This window comes from Celeribacter halophilus (genome assembly GCF_018860305.1).
In the GTDB taxonomy this organism is placed as follows: domain Bacteria; phylum Pseudomonadota; class Alphaproteobacteria; order Rhodobacterales; family Rhodobacteraceae; genus Celeribacter; species Celeribacter halophilus_A.
In genome coordinates this window covers 73,212-99,079 of sequence record NZ_JAHKPE010000030.1, presented here as the reverse complement: position 1 = coordinate 99,079, position 25,868 = coordinate 73,212, and the positions used below count along the sequence as shown (strand labels likewise).

21 protein-coding genes are annotated in these 25,868 nt (G+C 59.2%); 11 read left to right on the top strand and 10 right to left on the bottom strand.

Features of this window, described 5'->3' with window-relative positions; all coding sequences use genetic code 11:
- Nucleotides 1-53: 53 nt before the first annotated feature.
- The 5 genes from KO492_RS11585 to KO492_RS11565 form a co-directional block, all read right to left on the bottom strand.
- Nucleotides 54-2,498 carry a GcvT family protein gene (locus tag KO492_RS11585; protein ID WP_216045097.1) on the bottom strand — a complete coding sequence of 815 codons (2,445 nt, stop codon included), beginning with the start codon at nucleotides 2,496-2,498 and terminating at the stop codon, nucleotides 54-56.
- A gap of 18 nt (nucleotides 2,499-2,516) precedes the next feature.
- On the bottom strand, nucleotides 2,517-4,955 hold the full coding sequence (locus tag KO492_RS11580) for a GcvT family protein (RefSeq protein WP_216045096.1): 2,439 nt from the start codon (nucleotides 4,953-4,955) through the stop codon (nucleotides 2,517-2,519).
- Between the two features lie 9 nt (nucleotides 4,956-4,964).
- Nucleotides 4,965-5,522 (bottom strand): helix-turn-helix domain-containing protein, encoded by a 558-nt coding sequence (locus KO492_RS11575; RefSeq protein ID WP_216045095.1) that lies wholly within the window; start codon nucleotides 5,520-5,522, stop codon nucleotides 4,965-4,967.
- A 227-nt stretch (nucleotides 5,523-5,749) separates the two neighbouring features.
- Nucleotides 5,750-6,490, bottom strand: a complete 741-nt coding sequence (locus tag KO492_RS11570; protein ID WP_216045094.1) for a sulfite exporter TauE/SafE family protein — start codon at nucleotides 6,488-6,490, stop codon at nucleotides 5,750-5,752.
- 142 nt (nucleotides 6,491-6,632) lie between these two features.
- Nucleotides 6,633-8,081, bottom strand: coding sequence for a PLP-dependent aminotransferase family protein (locus tag KO492_RS11565; protein ID WP_252735502.1), 1,449 nt, complete (start codon nucleotides 8,079-8,081; stop codon nucleotides 6,633-6,635).
- 900 nt (nucleotides 8,082-8,981) lie between these two features.
- Here KO492_RS11565 and KO492_RS11560 point away from each other — a divergent pair.
- The 3 genes from KO492_RS11560 to KO492_RS11550 all read left to right on the top strand — a co-directional run bounded on the left by KO492_RS11560 (nucleotide 8,982) and on the right by KO492_RS11550 (nucleotide 12,133).
- Entirely contained in the window at nucleotides 8,982-9,980 is a 999-nt protein-coding gene (locus KO492_RS11560; RefSeq protein ID WP_252735501.1) for a taurine ABC transporter substrate-binding protein, read from the top strand.
- 87 nt (nucleotides 9,981-10,067) lie between these two features.
- Complete coding sequence (locus KO492_RS11555; RefSeq protein WP_216045093.1) at nucleotides 10,068-10,868, top strand: taurine ABC transporter ATP-binding protein; 801 nt, start codon at nucleotides 10,068-10,070, stop codon at nucleotides 10,866-10,868.
- 11 nt (nucleotides 10,869-10,879) lie between these two features.
- Nucleotides 10,880-12,133 carry an ABC transporter permease gene (locus KO492_RS11550; RefSeq protein WP_216045147.1) on the top strand — a complete coding sequence of 418 codons (1,254 nt, stop codon included), beginning with the start codon at nucleotides 10,880-10,882 and terminating at the stop codon, nucleotides 12,131-12,133.
- 118 nt (nucleotides 12,134-12,251) lie between these two features.
- Here the strand turns inward: KO492_RS11550 and KO492_RS11545 are convergent, their stop codons facing one another.
- A complete protein-coding gene (locus KO492_RS11545; RefSeq protein ID WP_216045092.1) occupies nucleotides 12,252-13,256 on the bottom strand; it encodes a LysR family transcriptional regulator in 1,005 nt (334 codons plus the stop codon).
- A 297-nt stretch (nucleotides 13,257-13,553) separates the two neighbouring features.
- On the opposite strand from KO492_RS11545, the gene KO492_RS11540 reads away from it, so the two are divergent.
- The 6 genes from KO492_RS11540 (at nucleotide 13,554) to KO492_RS11515 (ending at nucleotide 21,406) form a co-directional block, all read left to right on the top strand.
- Nucleotides 13,554-15,977 (top strand): GcvT family protein, encoded by a 2,424-nt coding sequence (locus KO492_RS11540; RefSeq protein ID WP_216045091.1) that lies wholly within the window; start codon nucleotides 13,554-13,556, stop codon nucleotides 15,975-15,977.
- Between the two features lie 37 nt (nucleotides 15,978-16,014).
- Nucleotides 16,015-16,773: an electron transfer flavoprotein subunit beta/FixA family protein gene (locus KO492_RS11535; RefSeq protein WP_216045090.1), complete on the top strand. Its 759-nt coding sequence runs from the start codon at nucleotides 16,015-16,017 to the stop codon at nucleotides 16,771-16,773.
- Nucleotides 16,773-17,696 carry an electron transfer flavoprotein subunit alpha/FixB family protein gene (locus KO492_RS11530; protein ID WP_216045089.1) on the top strand — a complete coding sequence of 308 codons (924 nt, stop codon included), beginning with the start codon at nucleotides 16,773-16,775 and terminating at the stop codon, nucleotides 17,694-17,696. The genes KO492_RS11535 and KO492_RS11530 overlap by 1 nt, the downstream gene beginning before the upstream one ends.
- On the top strand, nucleotides 17,693-18,595 hold the full coding sequence (folD, locus tag KO492_RS11525; protein ID WP_066602078.1) for a bifunctional methylenetetrahydrofolate dehydrogenase/methenyltetrahydrofolate cyclohydrolase FolD: 903 nt from the start codon (nucleotides 17,693-17,695) through the stop codon (nucleotides 18,593-18,595). The genes KO492_RS11530 and folD overlap by 4 nt, the downstream gene beginning before the upstream one ends.
- Nucleotides 18,596-18,611: 16 nt before the next feature.
- Nucleotides 18,612-19,496, top strand: a complete 885-nt coding sequence (purU, locus tag KO492_RS11520) for a formyltetrahydrofolate deformylase (RefSeq protein WP_066602080.1) — start codon at nucleotides 18,612-18,614, stop codon at nucleotides 19,494-19,496.
- Nucleotides 19,497-19,744: 248 nt separating this feature from the next.
- A complete protein-coding gene (locus KO492_RS11515; RefSeq protein WP_216045088.1) occupies nucleotides 19,745-21,406 on the top strand; it encodes an electron transfer flavoprotein-ubiquinone oxidoreductase in 1,662 nt (553 codons plus the stop codon).
- 39 nt (nucleotides 21,407-21,445) lie between these two features.
- Here KO492_RS11515 and KO492_RS11510 read toward each other — a convergent pair whose 3' ends face one another.
- The 4 genes from KO492_RS11510 to KO492_RS11495 all read right to left on the bottom strand — a co-directional run bounded on the left by KO492_RS11510 (nucleotide 21,446) and on the right by KO492_RS11495 (nucleotide 24,413).
- On the bottom strand, nucleotides 21,446-21,880 hold the full coding sequence (locus KO492_RS11510) for an ArsR/SmtB family transcription factor (protein WP_216045087.1): 435 nt from the start codon (nucleotides 21,878-21,880) through the stop codon (nucleotides 21,446-21,448).
- Nucleotides 21,881-21,959: 79 nt separating this feature from the next.
- A complete protein-coding gene (locus KO492_RS11505) occupies nucleotides 21,960-22,247 on the bottom strand; it encodes a hypothetical protein (RefSeq protein ID WP_216045086.1) in 288 nt (95 codons plus the stop codon).
- 27 nt (nucleotides 22,248-22,274) lie between these two features.
- A complete protein-coding gene (locus KO492_RS11500) occupies nucleotides 22,275-23,342 on the bottom strand; it encodes a permease (protein ID WP_216045085.1) in 1,068 nt (355 codons plus the stop codon).
- Between the two features lie 135 nt (nucleotides 23,343-23,477).
- The gene (locus tag KO492_RS11495; protein ID WP_303578337.1) at nucleotides 23,478-24,413 is read right to left on the bottom strand and encodes a LysR family transcriptional regulator; all 936 of its coding nucleotides are present in this window, start codon (nucleotides 24,411-24,413) and stop codon (nucleotides 23,478-23,480) included.
- A gap of 125 nt (nucleotides 24,414-24,538) precedes the next feature.
- On the opposite strand from KO492_RS11495, the gene KO492_RS11490 reads away from it, so the two are divergent.
- Both KO492_RS11490 and KO492_RS11485 read left to right on the top strand, forming a co-directional pair.
- Entirely contained in the window at nucleotides 24,539-25,195 is a 657-nt protein-coding gene (locus tag KO492_RS11490; RefSeq protein WP_216045084.1) for a phosphoribosyltransferase family protein, read from the top strand.
- A gap of 98 nt (nucleotides 25,196-25,293) precedes the next feature.
- Nucleotides 25,294-25,866, top strand: a complete 573-nt coding sequence (locus tag KO492_RS11485; RefSeq protein WP_066601417.1) for an aminotriazole resistance protein — start codon at nucleotides 25,294-25,296, stop codon at nucleotides 25,864-25,866.
- Nucleotides 25,867-25,868: the final 2 nt, after the last annotated feature.

The window sequence follows — 25,868 nt, the reverse complement described above, 5'->3', positions numbered from 1 at the left end:
TCCCTTCTCATGACGGGAGGCGGGGTATTTTCACGCTCGCCAAACCTGCGGTCTCACAATTTGACGCGTTCCGATTTCGGGTCATAGAACGGCTTCAGAGAAGCCCGCGCCGCCACGCGCTGTCCGGCCACTTCGACCTCATAGCTGGAGGCCAGAAGCTCCGCGACGCTTTCCCCTTCGCAGGGCACATAGCCCAGCCCCACGGCCCCGCCGAGCGTATGCCCGTATGCGCCGGAGGTCAGGTAGCTGACGATTTCGCCATCGCGCAGCAAGGGTTCGGCATGATAGAGCAGCGGTTCGGAATCGGTGAGCAGGAATTGCACCATCCGCATCCTGAGCCCCTCTTCGCGCTTTTGCTCCACCGCAGCCCGCCCGATATAATCCACATCGGTTTTCTTGATGGCAAAGCCCAGCCCCGCCTCCAGAATGTGATCCTCCGAGGTGATGTCATGGCCGAAATGGCGAAAGCCCTTTTCGATGCGACAACTGTCCATCATATGCAAGCCACAGAGCTTGGCCCCCATGTCCTGCCCTGCCGCGTGCAGCACCTCGAACACATGCGCGGCCATATCGGTGGAGACATAGAGTTCCCAGCCAAGCTCACCCACATAGGTCACACGATGGGCGCGGGTGAGGCCCATGCCGATCTCGATCTCCTGACAGGTGCCAAAGGGATTGGTCGCGTTGGAGAAATCATTCGGGGAGACCCGCTCCAGAAGCGCACGCGCATTGGGCCCCATGACACAGATCACCGCTTCTGCGGCGGTCATGTCGGTGATGGTGACGTTGAAATCCCCCTGATGACGCCGCAGCCATGTCTGATCGGACAGGCACGTCGCCGCAGGGGTGACGATGAGATAGGCGGTCTCCGACAGGCGCGTGATGGTCACATCCGCCTCGATCCCGCCTTTGGTGTTGAGAAACTGGCTATAGACGATTTTGCCCACAGGCACAGACAGGTTCGAGGCGGACACATAGTTCAAAAAGGCCTCCGCATCGCGCCCCTCGACCCGCAGCTTGCCAAAGGACGACATATCGTAAATGCCGACATTCTCGCGGATGGCCTTGTGTTCGCGGGCGGCATTGTCGAACCAGTTCTGGCGTTTCCAAGAATACTCATATTCGGCCTTCTGCCCCGCATCGGCAAACCAGTTGGCGCGCTCCCATCCTGCAAATTCGCCAAAGACAGCCCCTTCGGACTTGAGCGCCTCATGCAACGGCGAACGGCGGATGCCCCGTGCGGTAGCTTTCTGGCGGTAGGGAAAATGGTCGGCGAACAACAAGCCCAAAGTCTCTTTGGAGCGTTCGAAGAGATAGGTCTTGTTGCCTTGGAACGGCTGCATGCGGGAAATGTCCACATCCCCCAGATCGAAGGGCTTCGACCCCGTGTCCATCCACGCAGCCAGCGCCATACCAGCCCCGCCCGCTGACTGGATGCCGATGGAGTTGAACCCTGCCGCAACCCAGACATTGTCCATCTCGGGCGCAAGACCCAAGTGATAGGAATCGTCCGGCGTAAAGCTCTCCGGCCCGTTGAAAAACGTATGAATCCCCGTTTCGGCCAAAAGCGGCAACCGGTTCACCGCCGCCTCAAGGATCGGCTCGAAATGATCGAAATCTTCGGGCAGCTGATCAAATTCGAAATCTTCGGGAATGCCTTTCATCGCCCAAGGTTTCGCCACAGGCTCAAAAGCGCCCAACAGGATTTTACCGGCGTCTTCTTTGTAATAGGCACATTCCTCTGGCACGCGCAGGGTCGGAAGCTGTGTCAGTTCTGGCACCGTATCCGTGACGATGTAGAAATGTTCACAGGCGTGAAGCGGAACGTTGACGCCCATCTGGCGCCCGACCTCATGGCCCCACATGCCCGCGCAGTTTACCACATGGTCACAGGTGATGCGGCCTTCGCCCTCTGCGCTTTCCCAGTTCACAGCTGTGATCCGGCGGTCTTGCTTTTCAAACCCTGTGACCTTGGTGCGCTCCAGCACGATTGCACCGCGATCCTTGGCCCCACGCGCCAGTGCCAACGCGATATTGGCCGGATCGCCCTGCCCGTCCTTGTCGAGATAGACGGCGGCGGTCATGTCTTCGACATTCACATGGGGATAGCGTGCCAGCACATCGTCAGGCCCGATTTCCTCGACCTCGACCCCGAAAGCGCGGGCCATGGAGGCCTGACGCAGGATTTCCTCGCGGCGTTCTTGCGACAGCGCCATGGTGATCGACCCGTTGCGCCGGAACCCTGTGGCCACGCCTGTTTCGTCTTCGAGTGTGCCGTAAAGCTCCTGCGAATATTTGGCGAGCTTGGTCATGTTTTTCGTGGCGCGCAACTGGGCGATAAGCCCCGCCGCATGCCATGTTGTGCCCGAGGTGAGCTGTTTGCGTTCCAGAAGGACCACATCGGTCCAGCCAAGTTTGGTCAGGTGATAGGCGACCGAACAACCGATCACCCCACCGCCGACGATCACGACACGCGCGTGTTTTGGAGGCATTGCCATTGTCATAGTCCTTTCAGATCAAGCACGCAGACGCGCGTTTTCCGCGTCCCACAGGGTCGCATTGGCTTCAACCACGGCTTTCAGACGCGTGCCGTAGACTTCGATCTCAAGCTCCGTACCCGCTGCCGTTGCCTCTATATCCAGCATAGCCAGAGCGATGGCCTTCTCGACGCGGTAGCCATAGGCCGAGGAGGTTACCTCCCCCACGCGCTGGCCGTCCTTGAACACGGCGGCCATATAGGGCGCGTCCTGCTTTGCGGTCTCGACGGTCAGGGTGACAAGGCGTTTGGAGACACCGGTCTGCGCCTGCGCTTGCAAGGCGGCCTTGCCGGGGAAGTCCTGCGGCTTATCGAGTTTAACGAAGCGATCTAGTCCGGTTTCCAAAAAGCTGTAATCCGTGGATAGATCGCCCTTCCACGTCAGATACCCCTTTTCGATCCGCATCGAATTGAGCGCATACATGCCAAAGGGCGTTGCACCGGCCATGCGGATGGCTTTGTAAACCTCCGCGGCGTCTTCGGTGGCGCAATGGACCTCCCAGCCCAGTTCGCCGACAAAGGACACCCGTGCGAGAGTGACGGATTTGCCCGCGATCAGGGCCGATTGATGGGTGAGCCAGCCAAGGGACAGGTCCGCATCCGAAATCTGCGCAAACAGATCGCGGGATTTCGGACCGCTCACGAGCATGACCGTCACGGCCTTGGTGTGATCGCTCAGGTGCAGCCCGTCCGGCAAATTCCACGACAGGATCTCGAAGTCATGCCATTGCGCCAAAGCAGCGGTCATCAGGGTGAAATTGTCCTCATCATGACGCATACAGGACATTTCCGTCAGAACCCGCCCCGTCGGCGTGGCGAAATAGATCAGGTTCATCCGGCCAATCTTCGGCAGCGCCCCCGTGATCCGTCCGCGCAGCCACTCGGCCGCACCTTCGCCTGACAGGGTGAACCGCGAAAAGCCGCACATGTCGATCACCCCCACGCCATCGTGCACCGCTTCGACCTCCTCGCGGACACGCGGCGTCCACGGGCCGGTGCGGTTCCATGTATGGGTGACCTCCTCAGAGGTGTCGTCACCGTCTTTAGCGAACCAGTTGGCACGTTCCCAGCCGTTGTAGGCCCCCATCTGCGCCCCGTCCGCAATCAGACGTTCATGGTTCGGGGAGAGTTTCTTGTCCCGCGCGGCGGGCCATTCGTGATGGGGGAAATGCATGGCATATTCGTGACCATAGGTTTCCTTGGCCTTTTTCATACTGAAATCGTGATCGGCGTGATCGGTGAACCGGCGCGGGTCAATGGACCACATATCCCACTCGGTTTGCCCGTGCATGATCCATTCCGACAGAACCTTGCCCGCACCGCCACCTTGGGCAATGCCGAAGGTGAAGCTGTGGCCCTCGAAAGCATTGGGCACACCCGGCATCGGCCCCACCATCGGCAAACCATCCGGCGCATAGGGGATCGGACCGTTGATGTTGCGCTGGACGCCTTGCGTGCCCAAAAGCGGCACCCGCTCCATCGCATCCATGATATACCATTCAAGACGGTCCAGATCGTCGGGATAAAGCTGGAAGCTGAAATCTTCGGGCATTTCCTGACCCGAGGCCCAGCCGACCTGACAGTTGCGCTCATAGGGGCCGAGGTTGAGACTATAGGTGTCCTGACGCAGGTAATAGGACGAATCCACATCGCGCAGCATCGGCACTTTGCGCCCGTTCTCTTCGGTCCATGCCCTGATCTCGGGGATGGCTTCGGTGAGGAAATACTGGTGGCTCATGACCGTGAGCGGCACCTCGCGCCCGCCATGCGGCAGGAACCACTCGCCCACCCGTGCGGCATAATACCCTGCGCAGTTCACCACATAGTCACAGCGGATATCGCCTTTCTCCGTGTGAACCACCCATTCACCATTGTCGCGGGACACGCCCGTGGCCGGCGTGAACCGTGCAATCGTCGCACCATGAGCGCGTGCCCCTTTGGCCAGCGCCTGCGTCACCTGCGACGGATCAATGTCACCGTCGAGAGGGTCCCAAAGCCCGCCTTCAAGATCATGGGTCTCCATAAAGGGGAAATGCGCCTGCAATTCCTCCGGCGTGCACATGTCCATTTCGAGACCCATATGCGCCGCCATGCCTTTGACCCGCTCGAACTCCATCATCCGGTTATGGGTATGGGCCAGCCGCACCGCACCGGTCAGATGGTAGTTGATCGGATAATCCACCTCATCGGCCAGATCGCGATACAGCGCCAGACCATAGCGCTGCATATTCATCACGCTGTAATTCGCCGCAAAGTTCGGACAGTTGCCCGCCGCATGCCATGTGGAGCCTGCGGTAAGTTCGTTTTTCTCCAACAGAACACAGTCGGACCAGCCCGCTTTGGCGAGATGGTAGAGCGTGGAGACTCCGATAACACCGCCACCGATAATGACGACACGAGCTGTAGAGGGAAGAGACATGGGGAGACCTCAATATACAGGGGGAGAAATGACCCAGACCGCAATGGCCGGAGTGTCATAGGGATTGGCCCAGCGGTAGCTGTCGCCACGAATGCGAAAACTGTCTCCGGCGGAGACTGTGAACTTTTCGCCGTCGATCCAGAGCTCCAGCGTGCCGGAGATCATATAGGCAACTTCGGTGGTCGGACGCGTGATGACCTCTTCACGCGCGGCACCCGGTTGAAAGGTAGAATGGATCACTTCGAAATCATCGGTCAGGTCCGGCGAGATCAGGGTTTCCACCAATCCGGTCTCATGCGCGCCGATATGACGACGGGCCGATGCCCGCACAATCCGGCCCCGCTCTTTTTCCGGCGCGGGGGCTGTGCCGAAAAACAGCGACAGCGGCACATCGAACACCCGCGCAATGTCGCGCAGATCGTCCATCGTCGGGGTCGAGAGGTTGCGCTCCACCTGCGACACCCAGCCCAAGGATTTCCCCAGCTTCTGCGCAAGGGTTTCCAAGGTCATTTTTCGGGCCGTGCGCAAAGCGCGAATATCCTGGCCAAGATCGGGCGTGTTGGACATGGGGTTCTCATCTTCTGGCGGGCAAGGGGTGAATCAGCACCTCTCTGCGTCATGAAATTTATCTCCATATTTTCATGTCCAGTCATGAAAATTCGGTCTAAAATTTCACGCAAAACAATAAATGTATATTTTTTGGGCAAAACGCAGGGCAAAATGCGTATGAAAAACACGCAAACGGCCTCGACAACATGTGCCAAGGCCGTTTCAATTCATGATTGAGGTCTCGCTCAGAGGTAGGCAGACAACCCGCGCCAGCCGGAAAGCACTGCCGCCACGGCCATCACACCGATTGCGATTTTCCGATATTGATCCGAGCCGAGCCGCTTGAACGCCTCTGTGCCCAGCCATGTTCCAAAGATCAGCCCCGGCACAGACACGACCACAAGCACAAGCATATGAAGATCAATCGCACCTGCCATGGCCAACCCCGGCGTGGCGATCAGGGACGAGAAGAAAAAGAAGATCAGCAAAGAGGCACGGGTTTCTTTTGCGGGCATCCCTACTCCGAGATAGTAGGCCACAGCCGGCGGCCCAGGCATGGCGGCCAGACCGGAGAACACCCCCGAAGCAACACCTGTCACCGCCGCGAGATGTCCGCTTGGGCGCGGCTCGGCGGGTTTGTAGCGCAGCAAAAGCAAAAGCCCGAGCATGACCGCCACGGAAATCAGCACGCGCGCGGCATCCGGCGAGAGAACCGCCAGCGCATAGATTCCGATGGGCGTTCCGATCAGAGAGCCGATCGCCAGACGCAGTACAGACGGTTTGTGAATGTCTTGGCGCAGCGCATAGACATCATGAAAGCCCACGATCAACTGCGCCAGAACTGCGAGCGTGACGGCTTGCAGCGGCGGCAGGACCAGCGACATGACCGGCACGGCCACAATCGCGAAACCGAACCCCGCAATGCCACGAATGAAAGAGGAAAACAGAACAGCAATACCAACAAAGAGAACTATCATAACGGTCATGTGCGGTGCTCCAAATGCGAATCGTCCTTCTTTAGCGCAGGGGCTCAAGTCAGGATCGGGCCAGTGAGGGTATATTCATTGGGCCAGACAACGGGACGACCCGCGCGGCCTTGTTCTCTTAACGCCTCTTGCTCGCAGACGTCTATATACGCGCGGCGATTTCTCCGAGTTTGCGCATACCGGGCACAATCGTATGCGTTTCGATGACGGAGAGGCCCAGCCGGAAAAAACGTCCGCTCTGACTCGGGTCCACAAAGGGATCGCCGCTTTCGAACAGGATGCCCTGCGCCATAGCCTCTTGCAAAAGCTGATGTGCGTCCACTCCTTCGGGGCATTCCAGCCAGACGCTTCGGCCGGGATGGCAGGGGTCGGGGGCGCGGAAACCGGGCATCAGGTCGGGCAGATGTTCCATCACCGTTTCCCAGCGCGCCTGATAGGTGCTGCGCAATTTGCGGACCAGATTGCGGTAATGCCCTTCGGCCAGAAAGATGGCGGCGGCGCGTTGGTTGTTGAGCGGTGCCGAGCGGTGAATCAGTCGGCGCAACCACCGTGCTTCACGGATGACGGGGGCCGGTGCCACGATGTAGCCGAGTCGTACACCGGGTGCCAAAACTTTAGACAAAGTGCCCAAATATAGCACACGGCCCTCTTTGTCGCGTGATTTTAAGGCAAGGTCTTTGGCGAAGGAAATATCCCCCTCATAATCGTCCTCGACGATCAGAAAATCCTCTTTTTCCGCCAGCGCGAGGGTCTCGTTCCGGCGGGAATCCGACATCACGGTCATGGACGGACAATGCGCGCCGGGGGTCAAAACCGCCAGATCCAAACCCGCATTCGAGGGGATCACAGCCCCCTCTGTGTCGAGGTCCAAAGGCACGATTTCCGCCCCTGAAAGATCGAAGATGAACCGTGAATCCGGATAGCCCGGCATCTCGCATCCCACCCGCTTTCCGGCCCCCGAAAGCAGTTGCGAAATGAGGTATAAACCCTCCTGTGCGCCCAAGGTGATCATGACCTCTTCAGGCCGGGCATAGATGCCGCGATCCGGTAGTACCTGAGTCTGGATCTGCTCGATCAACATGGGGTCGTCATCCACCGCGCGATCCGCCCCCCACCAGTCCACAGAGGCCCGCCCCAACATGTCACGCGACGAGGTCCGCCATGCGTTCAAAGGGAACAGTCCGGGGTCCACCTGCCCATAGATGAACGGATATTTATAATCATGCCAATTCAATGACTTACGGATATGATTCAGGCGCGAAGGATGATGGTTCAGACGGCTTTCCCAATCGAGTGTGACCGACGAATCCACCCGATCCGTGACCGGCGGTTTGCTGTCGCTGACGAAGTAGCCGCGACGGGGGCGGGCCTCCAGATAACCGCGAGCCATAAGCTCCTCGAACACCGCCGAAACCGTGTTGCGCGCAATGCCCAACTGGTCGGCCAAAAGCCGTGTCGAAAGCATCTTCTGCCCCGGTGCCAACTGGCCCGTGCCGATGGCCGTGATGATGCCACGGCGCAGCTGGCTCTGGATCGGTTCCTTGCTGACGCGGTCGATGGAAATTGGCAGCGAATGAATGGCGGGCCTCATAGGTGAACAGGTTGGAACGCGGGCGGCCTCGCTTGCACGGGTTTGACCCTGTGACAGTGGGTGCAGTGAGGCGGCACATTTGTGTGGCCCTAAGGCTGCGATCATTTTCCGGTTGATGCAAGCCGTTTGGCGATCCGGCGGTAAACTGGCCCAATTCAAACTCCGAAACTGGCTCTGTGTGGGCCAGTGACGCTCAGGCAGGGGTCCGGAAAACCAACGCACACAGAATGGTCACATGCCCTGTCAACGCCCTTACAATTCCTTTGCTCAAACGGTGCCAACCGCCTGCGCCGCCGACGGGCCTCAACGGGCATTTACAGATCACCGAGATCTTGGACCGCGCAGTCTCTGCGGTCGGATCGGTGCGCCTCGTGGCGGTCGGAATGCCTCCCCTGTTCCGGCCGTCACACCCCGCAACAAAAGCCCAAAATACCGGTCGGATATGCGTCGGAATTCTGTCGGACAAGTGTCGGGCATTTTCGAAACGCTTGATTTCTGGGCAGGGAAATTTACGGAAAACCAAACGGACACCACAGGAAATCACCTCTAAGATATTAAAATAAAAAGACAATCCACGAATTTCCGCATAAGTCCCTCCGATCAACCGTTCAGCTTTACAGGTTCTTTCGTTCTGATTTTATGAACGGTAACATGGCTGAATTGACCGCCTCGATCCCGCGACCTTTAGATTTTGTAACGAGTATGACCTGTATATCTGCCCGCCCCGAAAGAAATTGCTCAGGGGTGCGCACCAAAACCGGGTATCATCTACCCCAGAAGAAGGACCGCACATCCGATCTTGATCAGACACGTCGCGCAGACGCCGACATACGGAACCGGATCCAACGATTACAAAAACCGGACACGATAGAGATGTCCGACCCCAACAAGGAGAACTGAATGACCAATTTTATGAAACCGCTCTTGGGCGTATCCGCCATTGCACTGGCCAGCTTTGCCGCTGCCACTCCCGCCGTTGCACAGGACAGCCTGACCGTTGGTTACTTCCTCGAATGGCCCATGCCGTTCCTCGCCGCCAAAGCCGATGGTGCCTATGCAGAAGCGCTTGGCATGGATGTGAACTGGGTCAGCTTCGAGACCGGTACCGCAATGTCCGCCGCGATGGCCTCCGGCGATGTGCAAATCTCCATCAGCCAGGGTGTGCCGCCCTTCGTGGTTGCCGTGTCCTCCGGTCAACCGTTGCAGATGATCGACGTAGCGGTGAGCTACTCGGAAAACGACAACTGTGTTGTGGCCACCGAGCTTGAAATCGACAAGGACAGCGCCGGAGAACTGGCCGGCAAGAAAGTCGCCGTGCCGCTCGGCACCGCGTCGCATTACGGCTTCCTCAAACAGATGGACCACTTCGGCGTCGATATCTCCACCCTTGAAATCGTCGACATGGCACCGACCGACGGGGCTGCGGCTCTGGCGCAGGGTTCTGTTGATTTCGCCTGCGGCTATGGCGGTGGTCTGACGCGCATGAAAGAGCACGGCAACATCCTTTTGACCGGCGCGGAAAAAGAGGAACTCGGCATTCTGGTCTTTGACGTCACTTCGGCGCCTTCCGATTTCGTCGTCGAAAACGAAGAGCTGGTCTCGACCTTCCTCTCCGTCACAGCCGAAGCCAATGCGACATGGAACGAATCCCATCCCGCAGAGATGCTGACAAAAATCGCGATGGAATCCGGCATGGACGAAGAGGCCGCTCTGGCGTCGATCTCCGGCTTTACCTTCCCCTCCATCGAAGAGCAGATTTCCGAGAAATGGCTTGGCGGCACGGCAGCCAGCTACATGAAGGGCGTTGCGGATGTCTTCGTCGAATCCGGCGCGATCCCTTCGGCTCTTGAAAGCTATGAAGGCACGATTGCCCTCGGTCCGCTCGAAGCGATCGAATAATCGTCTCGACATTGAACAGAGCATACGGCGTGACTTGCGCCGTATGCGCATCCTTCCAACAAACCATCATGGACAGGGAGACCCCGCATGGGCGCTCTGACAATCAATAACATTTCCATGCGTTTTGAATTGCCGGACGGCTCGCACGTTCAGGCTTTGCAAGACGTTTCACTCGAATTGAAAGAGGGCGAGCTTCTCTCCGTCCTTGGCCCTTCGGGATGTGGCAAATCCACCCTCTTGAACATTCTCGCGGGATTTCTGGCCCCGACCTCGGGTTCTGTGACCCTCGACGGCAAGGAAGTGACCGGCCCCGGTGCCGAGCGCGGCATGGTGTTCCAGAAAGGCGCGTTGTTCGAATGGATGAGCGTGCGCCATAACGTGGAATTCGGCCCGCGTATGAAAAAGATGGAAGAGACCGAACGCAACACGATTGTCGAGAACCTGCTCGACACCGTGGGTCTGCATGATTTCAAGGACAAGGCGGTTTACGAACTCTCCGGCGGGATGCAGCAGCGGGTCGCTCTGGCGCGGTGTCTGGCCAATGATCCTGATGTGATCCTGATGGACGAACCTCTGGGCGCGCTTGATGCGCTGACCCGCGAGAAGATGCAGGGTCTTGTGCTCGATCTCTGGAAGAAGACCGGCAAGACGATCATCCTCATCACCCACTCGGTGGACGAGGCGCTGTTGCTGGGCGAACGCCTGTTGGTGATGGCCCCGCGTCCGGGCCGGATTTTCAAGGAATACAACCTGCCTTTTGCCGACAAGGCTGTGGGTGCCGATCTCAGAGCGGTCAAGGATGCCCCCGAGTTCGGCGCGACCAAGAAAGAAATTCTCCAGATGATCTGGGAAATGGAAGAAGAAATCATGGGCGGAGCGGAGAGCTGAACATGTCTGGTATTATCGTTCTATTGATCTATGTGGGGCTGTTTCTCGGGGCCTATGTCCTCGTGAAAATGGCCCGCACCTTCATGAGCAAGACCACCGATTTCACCTCGCTCAAGACCGTGACCTTCGGGGATGAAAGCGCGGTCATGCCGGATCGGGCGGCGTCGATTATTTCGGTTGTGATGATCTTTCTGGTTTGGGGCGCTTTCACGGATTCCAAACTGGTGCCGATCCACATGCCCGGACCGTTCAAGGGGGAAACAAGTTTTACCTACACCTCCGAGAACCCCGCCGGTGAAACCGCACAGGCTACGGTCAATGTGATCGTGCATGAGGCGGGTGAAAAGGTCGAGGCGCCCGAAGCGCCTGCCGCCAGCGGCTTTGCCCAAGGCGACACGGCCACCGTGGCGGAATGGCGCTCTGTCCTCATCCGTGCGCAGGCCAATGACGGCGAGGACGCCAAGATCGTCGCCATCGAAGGCAAACCCATTGCCGCAGGCGAAACGGTCAAAGTGCCCCACGGTGACGTGACCATGACCGCCAAAGGCTCTTTGAACTTCTCCCCCGATGCCGGTTGGCAGATGGAGCCGATCTGGCTGCCCTCCCCTGAATCCGTCTTCTCGCGCTTCTGGGAAATCGCCACGGACGGGTATCAGAACGTCTCGCTGTTTGAACATGTCGGCTGGTCCTTGTGGCGGGTGTTCGCGGGCTTCGTGCTTGGCTCTCTCGTGGGCATTCCCTTGGGTTATGCCATGGGCCTGTCAGGCTGGGCACGTGGCTGGTTTGATCCCATCGTCGAATTCATGCGTCCGGTGCCTCCGCTGGCGCTGATTCCTCTGGTGATTATCTGGTTCGGCATCGGAGAAAGCGGCAAGATCGTGCTGCTGTTCCTCGCGGCGCTCTGGGTGATGATCATCTCGGCGCGGGCCGGTGTGTCCGGCGTCAACATCACCAAAGTGCAGGCCGCCTATTCGCTGGGCGCGAGCAAATGGCAAATCCTGCGCCATGTGATTGTGCCCAACTCCCTGCCGGAAATCTTCACCGGTGCACGGGTGGCAATGGGGGTCTGCTGGGGGACCGTTGTGGCCGCCGAGCTGGTCGCTGCGGAAAAAGGCGCGGGCAAGATGATCGTGGCCGCCTCCAAGTTTCAGGCGACGGATATCGTGCTTATGGGGATCGTGCTGATCGGTCTGATCGGCTTTGGCATCGACATCCTGATGCGCAAGGCCGAAGCCTGGCTGGTGCCGTGGAAGGGCCGCAGCTAACGCCCCTTTCGCATCTCATGGAACAGCAAACGGCAGCCTGACGGGGCTGCCGTTTTTGTTTTGTCATGTTTGCTTGCCGGTGGCGCAGGCTTTGGGCACACCGTGACGCCCTGCCCCGTTATGGCAGGTCGTGCACTTCCAAAGCATCGGCCACATTTGGCGCGGTTCTGGAAAATTCCGGAAACAACTCGTTTTGCAGCAGGGTGCGGAATTGTTTGGCCAGAATGTCCGGCAATGCGCCCAATTCGTTCATCCGGCTGATGAGATAGATCGGGCGGGACAGCCCCGTAAACGGCAGCGGATAGATGTCCACATCCTGACGAAAGCGGCTGGCGTCGAGGATGCTCAGCGGTGTGGCCAGCGTCCAGCCACCGGCCCGCGCGACCGTGGCAATCACCGAGCGGCTGGTCTCGAAGGCAAAGCGGCGCGGCACGTCGAAACCGATGCGCTTGAGGTGCGTGGCGACAAGCTGGCCCACGGGCATGGCATCGGAATATTGCACAAAGGGCAGTTGCGAAAGCGTTGCGCGCCAGTCATCGGAGGGGCGGTATTTGCTCCGCGCCGTGACCAGAACGAATTGTTCGCGGTAGAGTTCCTGAATGTGGAATTTGTGGATGTCGGTCGGAATACTGGCCGTCACCGCAATATCGGCTGCCCTTGAGATGAGCCGCGATGTAACCTGATCGGAGCGGCCCGAGAAGGTGCAGATATAGCTGTTGGCCAGATGCGATTGCAGGGCGGTCGCCATGACGGGGGCCAAAGAGGCGTCCAGATCATCGATAATGGCAAAGTTCAGAACCGGCAGGCTGTCGACATTGAATTCGGCCAGAGAGGCCTCCGCCGCCGAGACCATCGCCATGATGCGATGCGCGTGCAGGCTCAGTACATGCCCCGCCGGTGTGAGGGAAATCGGCTTTTGCTTGCGGTCGAAAAGCTTGGTCCCGAGGTTCTGTTCCAAAGTGGTGATGTTTTGCGACACATTGGATTTGCTCAGCCCCAGAACCTTGGCCGCTTCGGCCACCGAACGCACCTCTTCCAAAGCGATGAACACCCGCAGCCCGCGCAGGGTCAGCCGGTCCGAGAACTCCGTCAAAACCCGCGATGATTGAGTCGACTCTGCCATTTATCCTGTCACACCCTATTCTTGTTTGATGAACCCGAAACGGGCCAATTTTCAAAATGCCTGTATTTCAGGCACTGTATTCTGCCGCGCCATTTTCGTGGGACTGACCGAACAATATCCATTAAACCCCTAAAAACACAAGAAACAAAGAGATTTCACCATCTCGCCTACCTTTCCGGCATGTTCGCAATTCATTTTTTGCCCGTTCTGTTTTCCTGAACTTACATTTTAATCAATTGACCCAAATCGGGCAGGACGATTTAGCGTGAAGAAAGAATTTTTCCACATGAGGTCGATATGAAGACGCGAACGAAAGTTGTTGTTATCGGTGGCGGTATTGCTGGCTGTTCCACGCTATACCACCTGACGCAGGAAGGTTGGACGGATGTCGTTCTGGTCGAACGCAACGAATTGACCTCGGGCACCACTTGGCACTCTGCGGCACAGGTCACCAACTTCGGTGCCACGCAGACAATGGTCGGGCTGAAGTCCCACTCCATCGCGCTCTATAAAGAGCTGTCGGAAGATCCCGAGTATCCGATCAACTACCACCACGCAGATGGCGGTATCCGCCTTGCCAACACCGAAGAGCAGATGGAAGGCTACCGCCATTTCATCAGCGTCGCCAAAGGCATGGGCGTGGATTTCGAACTGATCGACGCCGAAGAATGTGCGCGTCGTCACCCGCTGGTGTCCACCGACAACCTCTTGGGCGGTCTTTGGGATCCGCTCGACGGTGACATCGACCCTGCGCAGCTCTGTCAGGCCCTGGCGCGTCGTGCGCGTCTGGCCGGTGCGGAAGTCTACCGCAACACGCCGGTGACCGGTCTGACCCAGCACAAGGATGACACATGGACCGTCCACACGGAACATGGCGACATCGATTGTGACATCGTGGTCAACGCCTGTGGCTACCGCGTGAACGAAGTAGGCGCGATGATGGGTGTGCACCACCCTGTTGCTTCCATGGAGCACCAGTATTTCCTGACCGAGCCGATCAAGGCTATCGAAGAGTCCGATTTCCGGATGCCGCTTCTGCGCTGCCCGATCAGCGACTACTACTGCCGTCAGGAGAAAAACGGTCTGCTCGTGGGCTTCTATGAGCAGGATTGTAAGACTTGGGGCATGGACGGGATCGACCCGAACTTTGTCAACGCCCTGTGCCCCGACGATCTGGACCGCGTGATGGATGTGCTGGAAGGCGCTTTCGAACGTATGCCGGCGCTGACCGAAGTGGGCATCCACTCCATCGTCAACGGCCCGATCACCTACACCATCGACGGTGCCCCGCTCGTCGGCCCGATCCCCGGCAAGCGCAACGCCTTCTGCATCATCGGCCTGCGCGCAGGTCTTGGTGAAGGTGGCGGTCACGGCTGGCTTCTGGCGCAACAGATCGTGCATGGCGAAGCCTGCTACGACACATGGGTTATCGACCCGCGCCGCTTCACCGGTCACGCCAATGTGGAACTCACGGCGCTTAAAGCCATCGAGGACTACCAGAACGAATTCCGCTTCCACTTCCCGCACGAACACCGCCCCGCGGGCCGTCCGGCGAAAACCACGCCGATCACCCCCGTGCTGGCCGCAGAAGGTGCGGAATTCGGTGTGGTCAACGGCTGGGAACGGATGGAATTCATCAAACCGACACCGGATTTCCACCAGACCTACAGCTTCAAATTCAACGAGACTTTCGACGTGGTCGCCGAAGAAGTCAAAGCCGTGCAGACCTCTGTCGGCCTGACCGAGGTGAACGGGTTCAACCGGTTCGAGATCACCGGTCCGGGCGCGCGCGAATGGCTGGACACGATTGTCTGTAGCCGCGTGCCGAAAAAGGTCGGCAAGGTCGGTCTGACCTATCTGTTGAACCACCACGGCAATGTCAAAGGCGAGGCCACGCTTGCGAACCTCTCCGAAGACAAGATCTGGTATGGTTCGGCAGCGGCGTCCGAATATCACGACATGGACTGGCTGCAAAAACACCTGCCCGAAGACGGCTCTGTTCAGGTCAAATCCCTGACCAACGACTACACCATCCTCGTGATCGCAGGGCCGAAATCCCGTGATGTCCTCTCTGCCGTGTCCCGTGGCGACTGGTCGAAAGAGGCCTTCCCGTGGCTCTCCGTGCGCGAAGCCTTCATCGGCATCGCCCCTGCTGTGGTCATGTCGGTGAGCTTCTCGGGCGAACTGGCCTACGAAATCCACGTCCCGAACAACCAGCTCTATGCCGCCTACCTTGCCCTGAGAAAAGCAGGCGAAGAATTCGGCATGAAACTCTTCGGTGGCATGGCAGTGGACTCCATGCGTCTCGAAAAAGGCTACCGTCACTGGAAGGCCGATCTCATCACCGAATACAACCCGTTGGAAAGCGACCTGTCCCGTTTCGTGAAACTCGACAAGCCCGCCTTCATCGGCAAGGACGCCCTGCTCAAGATGAAGGAAGAAGGCCCGCGCCGGAACTTTGTCTCTATGGTGATCGACTGCACCCATGCCCCGACTCAAGGCGGCGACAGCATCGTGGATGCCGATGGCAAATGTATCGGCACGATCACCTCTGGGGGCTGGGGCTACCGGACCGGCAAGAACATCGCCATGGGCTTTGTTGATCCCGACTTCGCGCCCATCGGTACAGATCTCTTTGTCGAAGTGATCGGCGAGCCGATTGCAGCGAAAGTGGTCGAGCCGGACCTCTACGACCCTGAATATGCACGGATCCGCGCGTAAGCGCGGACCTTCCTCCCCCTCATAAGGAAATGAATACATGAAAATTCTCGTGCCTGTGAAACGCGTGATTGATTACAATGTGAAGGTCCGTGTGAAGTCGGACGGCAGCGGTGTCGATCTTGCGAATGTAAAAATGTCGATGAACCCTTTCGACGAGATCGCGGTCGAAGAAGCCGTGCGTCTCAAGGAAAAAGGGATCGCGACCGAAGTGGTGGCTGTGTCCATCGGGGTTGCCAAGTCGGAAGATGCGCTGCGCACGGCGCTGGCTATGGGGGCGGATCGCGCCATCCTGATCACGGCGGCGGACGATGTGCATACGGACATCGAGCCTCTGGCCGTGGCAAAGCTTCTGGACAAGGTTGTTGAAGTCGAAGAGCCGGGTCTGGTGATCGCGGGCAAACAGGCCATCGACAATGACATGAACGCGACGGGTCAGATGCTGGCCGCGCTTCTGGGATGGGGTCAGGCGACTTCGGCCTCGGAACTGGAAATCGCGGACGGCACCGCGCGTGTCACCCGCGAAGTGGATGGCGGTCTGCAAGTGGTGGAAGTCAAGCTTCCGGCCATCGTGACCTGTGATCTGCGTCTCAACGAGCCGCGCTATGCCTCCTTGCCGAACATCATGAAGGCCAAGAAAAAGCCGCTCGAAAAGATGACTCCGGCGGATTACGGCGTGGATGTCACACCGCGCCTTGAGCTGGTCAAGACCGACGAGCCCGCCGCGCGGGCCGCAGGTCAGATTGTGGGCTCTGTTGATGAGCTGATTTCCAAACTCAAAGAAGCAGGGGTGGCCTAATGTCTGTACTTCTCGTCGCTGAAATCTCCGGCGCAAATATCGCGCTTGATGCCACGGCCAAAGCTGTGGCGGCTGCAACCGCTCTGGGGCCGATCACGGTTCTGGCCGCAGGCGAAGGTGTCGATCCCGCGCCGCTGGCTGCACTTGATGGCGTTGCCAAGGTACTGCATGTCGAAGGCGCAGATTACGGCCACCAGATGCCCGAGGCGCTGACCGATCTTCTGCTCTCTCTGGTTCCGGGTTTCACCCATATCGTGGCGCCTGCGACCACATCGGCCAAAGCCGCCTTCCCGCGTCTGGCCGCGCTTCTGGATGTGATGGTGATCTCTGATGTTGTTGCTGTCGAGAGCGCGGATACGTTTGCGCGTCCGATCTATGCGGGCAACGCGATCCAGACCGTCAAATCCAACGATCCGGTCAAGGTGCTGACCATTCGCACCGCCGGTTTCGACGCCGCGGGGTCTACCGGTTCGGCTCCGGTCGAAACACTTGATCCGGTCGCCGCAAGCGATCTGGCCTCGTGGATCGAAGACCGCGTTGTGACCTCTGACCGCCCCGAACTGACCTCGGCCGAAGTCGTGGTTTCCGGCGGGCGTGGTGTCGGCTCCGAAGAGAGCTTTGCACTGATCGAAGGTCTGGCCGATACGCTGGACGCGGCTGTTGGTGCCTCGCGTGCGGCTGTGGATAGCGGCTATGCGCCCAACGACAAACAGGTCGGTCAGACCGGCAAGGTCGTCGCCCCCGATCTCTACATCGCCTGCGGCATCTCCGGTGCCATCCAGCACTTGGCCGGCATGAAGGACTCGAAGATCATCGTGGCGATCAACAAGGACGAAGAAGCGCCGATCTTCCAGGTCGCCGATTTCGGTCTTGTCGCTGATCTCTTTGACGCTGTGCCCGAGATGACGGAGAAGCTCAAATGACAGCGCAGATCATCGACGGCAAGGCGCTCGCAGCGGACCTGCGCAGCTCCGTCAAGGATGTCGTCGCACAGATCAAAGCCGAGCACGGGGTAATCCCGGGCTTGGCCGTTGTCCTCGTCGGCAACGATCCGGCCTCCGAGGTTTATGTGCGCTCGAAGGGCAAGCAGACTGTCGAGGCGGGGATGAACTCCTTCGAGTACCGGCTCTCCGAGGACACCAGCGAAGAGGAGCTTTTGAACCTCATCACACGGCTCAACTCCGATCCGGAAGTGCATGGCATCCTCGTGCAACTGCCGCTGCCTGCGCATCTGGACAGCAAGCTGGTGATCAACGCCATTGATCCGCATAAGGATGTGGACGGGTTCCACACCACCAATGTCGGCATGGTTGGCACCGGACAGGACGCGATTGTGCCCTGCACGCCGCGCGGCTGTATGATGATGCTGGCGCAGATCTACCCTGATCTTCGCGGCAAGACGGCGCTGGTGATCGGCCACTCCAACATTGTGGGCAAACCGATGGGCCGCTTGTTACTCAATGCCGATTGCACGGTGATTGTGGCGCACAAGTCCTCGACCAACATTCCCGAACTGGCACGGATGGCCGACATCGTTGTGGTGGCTGCTGGTGTGCCGGGGCTGGTGAAAGCCGAATGGATCAAGCCCGGTGCCACTGTGATCGACGTGGGCATCAACCGCATCCCCGCGCCCGAACGCGGCGAGGGCAAGACCCGTCTTGTGGGCGATGTCTGTTTTGACGAGGTTTCCGAAGTTGCCGGAGCCATCACCCCTGTGCCCGGCGGTGTCGGCCCGATGACCATCGCCTGTCTTCTGGCCAATACGCTGAGCGCCTGTTGCCATCTTCACTCTTTCCCCGAACCAACGCTTCTGGGCGTTTGATAAGGACCCCGTATCTATGACCAACTCCTGTCTTACCGTCACCTGCGCACGCCAGCGCGGCATTGTTGCAGCCATTTCCGGCAAGCTTGCCGAAATGGGGTGTAACATCACCGACAGTTCGCAATTCGACGACCCGCAAACCGACCAGTTCTTCATGCGCGTGAGCTTCACGCCGGAAACCGGCATTGATCTGGCCGAGATCGAAGAGAGCTTCGCCCCCATCGCCAAAGACTTCGGCATGACCTACGCTTTCCACGACGAGAGCGTGAAGATGAAAGTGGTCATCATGGTCTCGCGTTTCGGCCATTGTCTGAACGACCTGCTCTACCGCGTGCGCATCGGTGCGCTGCCGGTTGAAATCGTGGCGGTGATCTCGAATCACATGGATTATCAAAAGGTTGTGGTGAATAACGACATTCCCTTCCACTGCATCAAGGTGACCAAGGAGAACAAGCCCGAAGCCGAAGCCGCGATCATGAAAGTGGTCGAGGATTCAGGTGCCGAGCTGATCGTTCTGGCGCGTTACATGCAGATCCTGTCGGACGAGATGTGCCAGAAAATGTCGGGGCGGATCATCAACATCCACCACTCGTTCCTGCCCTCGTTCAAAGGCGCGAACCCCTACAAACAGGCCTATGCGCGCGGCGTGAAGCTGATCGGGGCGACCTCTCACTATGTGACCGCCGATCTGGATGAGGGTCCGATCATCGAACAGGACACCGTCCGCGTCACCCATGCGCAAAGTCCGGAAGATTACGTCTCGCTGGGTCGTGACGTGGAAAGTCAGGTGCTTGCCCGCGCCATCCACGCCCACGCCAACCATCGCGTGTTCCTCAACGGCAACAAGACGGTGGTCTTCCAGGCATCGCCGGGCAGCTATAGCTCGGAAAGAATGGGGTGAGGCGCGGTCGGCCCTTTGGGGCCGATCCATCGCTCCGGTGGAGCGATGGAAGCGCCGAACGCGCCCGCAAACCTGCGGGCGCAGGTTAAATCCGCCCAAGCACACTTGCGAGGGCTGGATCACAACCACCCGCACATCTGCGGGCGCAGGGTAAAACACACCCTCCGCCCCCACACACAACACATCAAGGCCGCCCACGCGTGTCGGGCGGCCTGCCCTTCAAACCAGACACATAAGGACAGCCAGCCGTGACCGAGATAACACGCGAAGCCATGGACTATGATGTCGTGATCGTCGGCGCGGGGCCTTCGGGCCTGTCTGCGGCGATCCGGCTGAAACAGATCGACCCCGCACTTGAGGTCGTGGTGTTGGAAAAAGGATCGGAAGTGGGGGCGCATATCCTGTCGGGCGCCGTGCTTGATCCGGTGGGTCTGGCAACCCTGTTCCCCGACTGGAAGGACAAGGGTGCGCCTGTGACCACCGAGGTCAAGGAAGACAATTTCTACATGCTGAGCGCTTCCGGCAAGGTTCGCATTCCCAACTGGCCGATGCCGAAACTCATGTCGAACCACGGCAATTACATCGTCTCGATGGGCAATGTCTGCCGTTGGCTGGCCGAACAGGCCGAAGAGCTTGGGGTTGAAATCTTTCCCGGCATGGCCGCCTCGCAGATCGTCTGGGACACGGATGAGGACGGTTCCCCGCGTGTGGCAGGGGTTGTTGCGGGCGAGTTCGGGCGCGAGCCGGATGGCTCTATCGGCGCGAATTACGAGCCGGGCATGGAGTTGCGCGGAAAATATGTCTTCTTCGGCGAAGGCGTGCGCGGCTCTCTGAGCAAGGAGGTGATTGCCAAGTTCGATCTCTCCGCCGGCAAGGAGCCGCAGAAATTCGGCCTCGGCATGAAGGAAATCTGGGAAATCGACCCTGCGAAACACCGCGAAGGCACCGTGAGCCACACGATGGGCTGGCCTCTGGGCAAGAATGCGGGCGGCGGCTCCTTCATCTATCATGCGGAAAACAATCAGGTCTTTATCGGGCTTGTGACCCACCTGAACTACGAAAACCCGCATGTCTTTCCCTACATGGAATTCCAGCGCCTCAAACACCACCCAATGATCGCCGATCTTCTGGAAGGCGGCAAACGCGTGGCTTACGGCGCGCGCGCGATCTCCGAGGGCGGCTATCAGTCGCTGCCGAAACTGAGCTTTCCGGGCGGTGTGCTGCTCGGCTGTTCGGCGGGTATGGTGAACGTGCCGCGCATCAAGGGCAACCATAACGCCATGCTCTCAGGTATCGCGGCCGCAGAAGCCGCGGCCGGTGCCATCGCGGCAGAGCGGGCGGGCGACGAATTGACCGCCTACGAGACCGCCATCCACGAGGGACCGGTCGGCAAGGATCTCAAACCCGTGCGCAATGTCAAACCGCTCTGGGCCAAGCTCGGCCTCATGGGATCTCTGGCCTTTGGCGGGCTGGATATGTGGACTAATTCGCTGTTCGGCTTCTCTTTCTTTGGCACACTCAAACACGGCAAGAGCGATGCGGAAGCCACCGGCCCCGCCGACAAGTTCGAGCCGATCGACTACCCGAAACCCGATGGCGTGCTGTCGTTTGACCGGCTGACCAACGTCGCCTTCGCAGCCACCAACCACGAGGAAAGCCAGCCCTGCCACCTCAAACTCGCGCAGGCCGATGTGCCGATCTCGGTCAACCTGCCGAAGTTTGACGAGCCCGCACAGCGTTACTGCCCCGCAGGCGTCTACGAGGTGGTGGAGAAAGACGGCAAACCGGAGTTTGTCATCAACTTCCAGAACTGCGTCCATTGTAAAACCTGCGACATCAAAGACCCGTCGCAGAACATCACATGGACCACGCCGCAAGGCGCAGACGGGCCGAATTATCCGAATATGTGAGAAGAACGAGGGCCGGTGTCCAATTCGGACACCGGCGGCTCAGTCCTGTCGCGGGTTGCCTTCCGCCTGCTCGGCGCGGCAGGCCTCTTCCCATTCCGCGCTTCCCGCCCCGACCACGCAACGCCCGTCTTCGCGCAGGCTCAGACGCAGGCGGCACCGTTTGATCTCGTCCGTGAATTCGCTGGCGGGGATGGACCGGACCGCATCGACAAGCCCTTGATGAAAGGCGTCATCCTTGGTGCTCAGGGTATAGAACACCCATTTTCCGTCTTTCTCGGCACGCACCAGCCCCGCTTTCAGCAGGATCTTCAGGTTGCGCGACATATTGTAATGGGTCTCGCCAAGCACATCCATCGCCTCGGCCACACAGATGCGCTCGTTGACTTGCAGCAAAAGCCAGAACAGCCGCAAACGATGGGGCTCGGCAATGGCCTTTAGCGCTTCGACATAGCGGTCGTCCATTTTGTCCCCCATCGAAAATCCTCTGTGCGAAAACTAACCGAGCGGGCACGGAACAGCAATGCACCCGCTCCTGTGCCCTGCGCGAATGGCGTTATGCTGGCGGATCGCGGCGCTCGGGATCGCTTTGGTCTTTCGCCAGCCCGATCACCAGCAATATGACGCCGATCAGCATCACCACACCGGAATGGATGGCGTGGAAGGTCAGTTCGCTCCGGCTGGCACCGGTGAAGAGCGCCAGCCAGAAAAAGGGGCAGAACAGGCCCAATAGCGTGACAAAGGCCCCCGGCCTTGCGGAGTCGGGCAGTTTGCGCTCCATCACCGCGCGTTTGCCCGCCCGCCAGAGATGCGTGTAGGGGCAGAGGTTCAAAAGCCGCTTCAAGGTCAGGCCTCCTTGGTTCGGGGCAGATCACGCGATGACAACAAAGAGCCCGCCGCCGATCATGGCCAGTGTCAGCACGGTGACGACAAAGGCGACCACGGCCTTGGGCTTGAGCACTGACGAGATGATCGCGATTTCGGGCAGGCTGGCCCCCGTGCCGCCGATCAGAAGCGCCATGGCCGCGCCCATCCCCATGCCTTTGGCGATCAACACCTGAAGCAGGGGCAGTGCCATTTCGATGCGCAGATACAGCGGCACACCGATCCCCGCCGCAATCGGGATTGCATACCAACTGTCGCTGCCAACATATTTCTCGACGATTTCGGCGGGGAGGAAGGCAGCCGATATGGCGCTGATCACGGCACCGATCAGCACATAGGGGATGATCCGTTTGAACAGCGCCCAGGCAAAGGGCATGGAGGCACGGATGCGCTGCGCATGGGGGAGCGTGGCATGGGTGGAATTTGCCGTGTCCGCCGAAAAGACGATGGGAACGCCCGTATCGTCGCAGGCGGAGGCAGAGGCAGAGGCAGAAGCCGGTGCCGCAGAGCAGCTTGCCGTGGCCATTGCTGGTGTGCCGCCGCATGTGGGCGCTGGGGCTGCAGCACCGCAGGACGGGGCGGGCGCGGCACTACAGCCGGTCGCAGGGGCGGTCATGTCGCGCCGGACCGCGTGCTTCAGCGGCGTCAATCCGATGAGATAGCCCGCGAGAACCGCCCCGCCCAACGTGATCGCGATATAGATAAGCGTCACATTGAGGCCGAAGGTCGCCAGAATAAGCCCGACCACCACGAAGTTGCACAGAGGCGCGGAGATCAGAAAGCCGAAGATCGTGCCCATCGAGGCCCCCATCTCCGCCATGCCCATCACCACGGGCACCATAGACGCGCTGCAAAACGGCGTCAGCGTGCCCAGAAGCGCCCCCATCAGTGGGCCGCGGTTTTCATGTTTGGCCAGTTTCTTCTGAAGTTTTTCCTGCGGAATGTATTCCCGAATGATGCCTGTCACCACGGAGACAATGGCGATGATGACGACAAGCGCGCCACCGACATGGAGGAATTCATTGAAGGCTAGTGTCCAAGGGCTGTCTTGCATTTTTGCGACCATATCCAGTTTCGACTCAATTATTCGCCCATTAGCGCAAATGTGCATATATTGAAAGAGGCCATGCCGCGCAAGACTGTTGTCAGGCGTTCCCTGAAAGGCGGCCCCTTCTTGCTGTGCTCTCTGTCAGGTCGTGCCGGAGATGGTGTCGATGAACCCTTCGAAATGGCGCATGGCCACAACGGCGGCGAGCCCCGCAGACCGGTCTCGCGCGGCGATCAGGGACAGGTCGAGATCGGAGACCCCTGCCCCGCGCAGCGGCAAGGCGGTCAGCCCTTCGCCCGGACCGGAAAATGTCGCAGGACAGGCCAGAATGACGCTGTGACCACTGCCTTCACGCACAAGCTGGCGCAAAAGTTCGAGGTTGTTCGAGGTCAGCCCCAGTTTGAAATCGACTCCTGCCCGCGCCGCCGCGATGTCGAGAATATCGCGCAAATGGCTGGTCCCGTCCGGCATCAGGATCGGGCGGGCGAAGAAGCGTTCCAGAGAGATGCTTTTGCGTGTCGTGCCATCCGCTGGCGTCAGCGCGAAAATCTTGAAAGCCAATTCGCGCAGGATCAGAACTCCGGGCAAGGGGCGCGGACTGAAGGTCAGGCCGAAATCCACCTCCCCGTCGATCACCATCTGGCGCACCTGTTCAGAATCCACGGTCTGGACGGTGATGTTGATTTTGGGATTGTCGCGCAGAAAGGCGCTCAAGGCCTGCGGCAGAAAGCTCACAACCGTCTCCTGTGGCACCGCGATACGAACCTCGCCACGGCGCAGCCCCTTCAATTCTTCGATCTCGGCCCCGACCGCACGCATGTCCTTTTGCCATTCCCGCATCCGGTACATGAGCAATTCTCCGGCGGAGGTCAGCCGCACGCCTCTAGGATGACGCTCGAAGAGCTGAAGACCCAAATCCTCCTCCGCTTTGAGCAGTTGCTTGTCGATTGCAGAGGCCGAGACATGGAGTTTATCCGCCGCCTGACGGATGGACCCGAGGCGGGCGATTTCATCCATATACTTGAAAAACCGAGAGAAAAACACGCGCTCCATAAAGACGCCTCTATCCGTGAGCACCACAAGGCGCCATCATCGCAGAGTGTAAACTAAAACTCAACGCTGTGTTGGATTCTTCGCGTTTGTAACGCTTCCGTGAATGTCAGAGGTTATGACCTGTATTTACGACTCGAAAGGTGTGTCTCTTGCGGTTGATCGCTCCGGAATACTATGAGGTGAATATTGCAGGCGAGCCGACGCGCCTGCCCATGCTACAGCTCGACGATCAACGGGCGATTGCGCTTCTGATGGACATCGAGATGGGCTTGGCCTTTGGCGACCGTGTCGGCAAGGCGCTGGCCGAGAAATTCGCCCCGCTCAAGCCCGAGGTTGTGATCGGCAGCGCGACGTTGGGTATTCCGGTGGCGATGGATGTTTCCCGTCATCTCGGACTGGACCAGTATGTCATCTTGCAGAAGTCTCCGAAATTCCACCTTGCCGATGCTCTGGAAGAGCCTGTCCGGTCCATCACCACGGACAAGCCCCAGAGATTGCTGCTGGATCGCAGGCAGATTTCGCTGCTGCAAGGACGCCGCGTGGTGGTTGTGGATGACGTGATTGCCACTGGTGCGAGCATGTCGGCGGCGATGCGGCTGGTGCGGCGGGCGGGCGCAAAAATTCTCGCCGTCGGCTCCATCCTGACAGAGGGCAACCGCTGGCGCGAAGCCTTGGCGCAGGACGCCGCTCTGGTGCACCGGCTGGGCCATATCCCGCAATTCCGCATCGTTGACGGTGAAGCGCGCATTGATCTGAGCAGCGCGGATCCGAGCCTCGCCCCGACGCAACCACTCATGGCGGAATAGACACGACACTAGCGCGAAGACGGTTGGGAGGAGGCCGGATCGCATACGACACCACCCCAAAGGCACAACGCCTCCCCTTAACCGACAGGACCAACATCATGACCAACACCGCTCTCCCCGAGGAGAATGGCTCCAGCCTCTTTCCCCTCGTTCTCTCCATCGTCGCCGCCGCCGCAACAGGCGTGTTGTGGACCTATGCCAACCCGATCCAGCTTGTTCCGGGGATCATTCAATGGCGCATCTTTGCCTTCCTGCCGCCTTTGATCGGCATCCTTCTGGGGTGGAAGAGCGGGTTTATTTGCGGCTATCTCGGCACCATCATCTGGTCGCTTCTGGCGGGCACGTTCATTCCGGCCCATTCGCTGATCGTCGATGGTCTGGCCGTGGGTCTGACAGGTCTGGTTCCGGGGCTGTTGTTCAATCCTGCCACAACCACATTCGACAAAAAGACCCTGATCCGCATTGCGGCCGTATGTCTGGGTGTCGGTCTGGTGATGGTTGTTGCCGTCTCCGCAAGCCTTGCATTCCTCAACATCTTCCCCTTCTGGTGGGCTGTTGGCTATCTCGGCCTGTCGGACATTGTGCCGATGTTGATCGGGACACCTCTGTTGGTGGCTTCCGCGCAGAAAATCCTGACTGCCGCACATCCGGCCGGCTTCAAGCGCTTCTGATT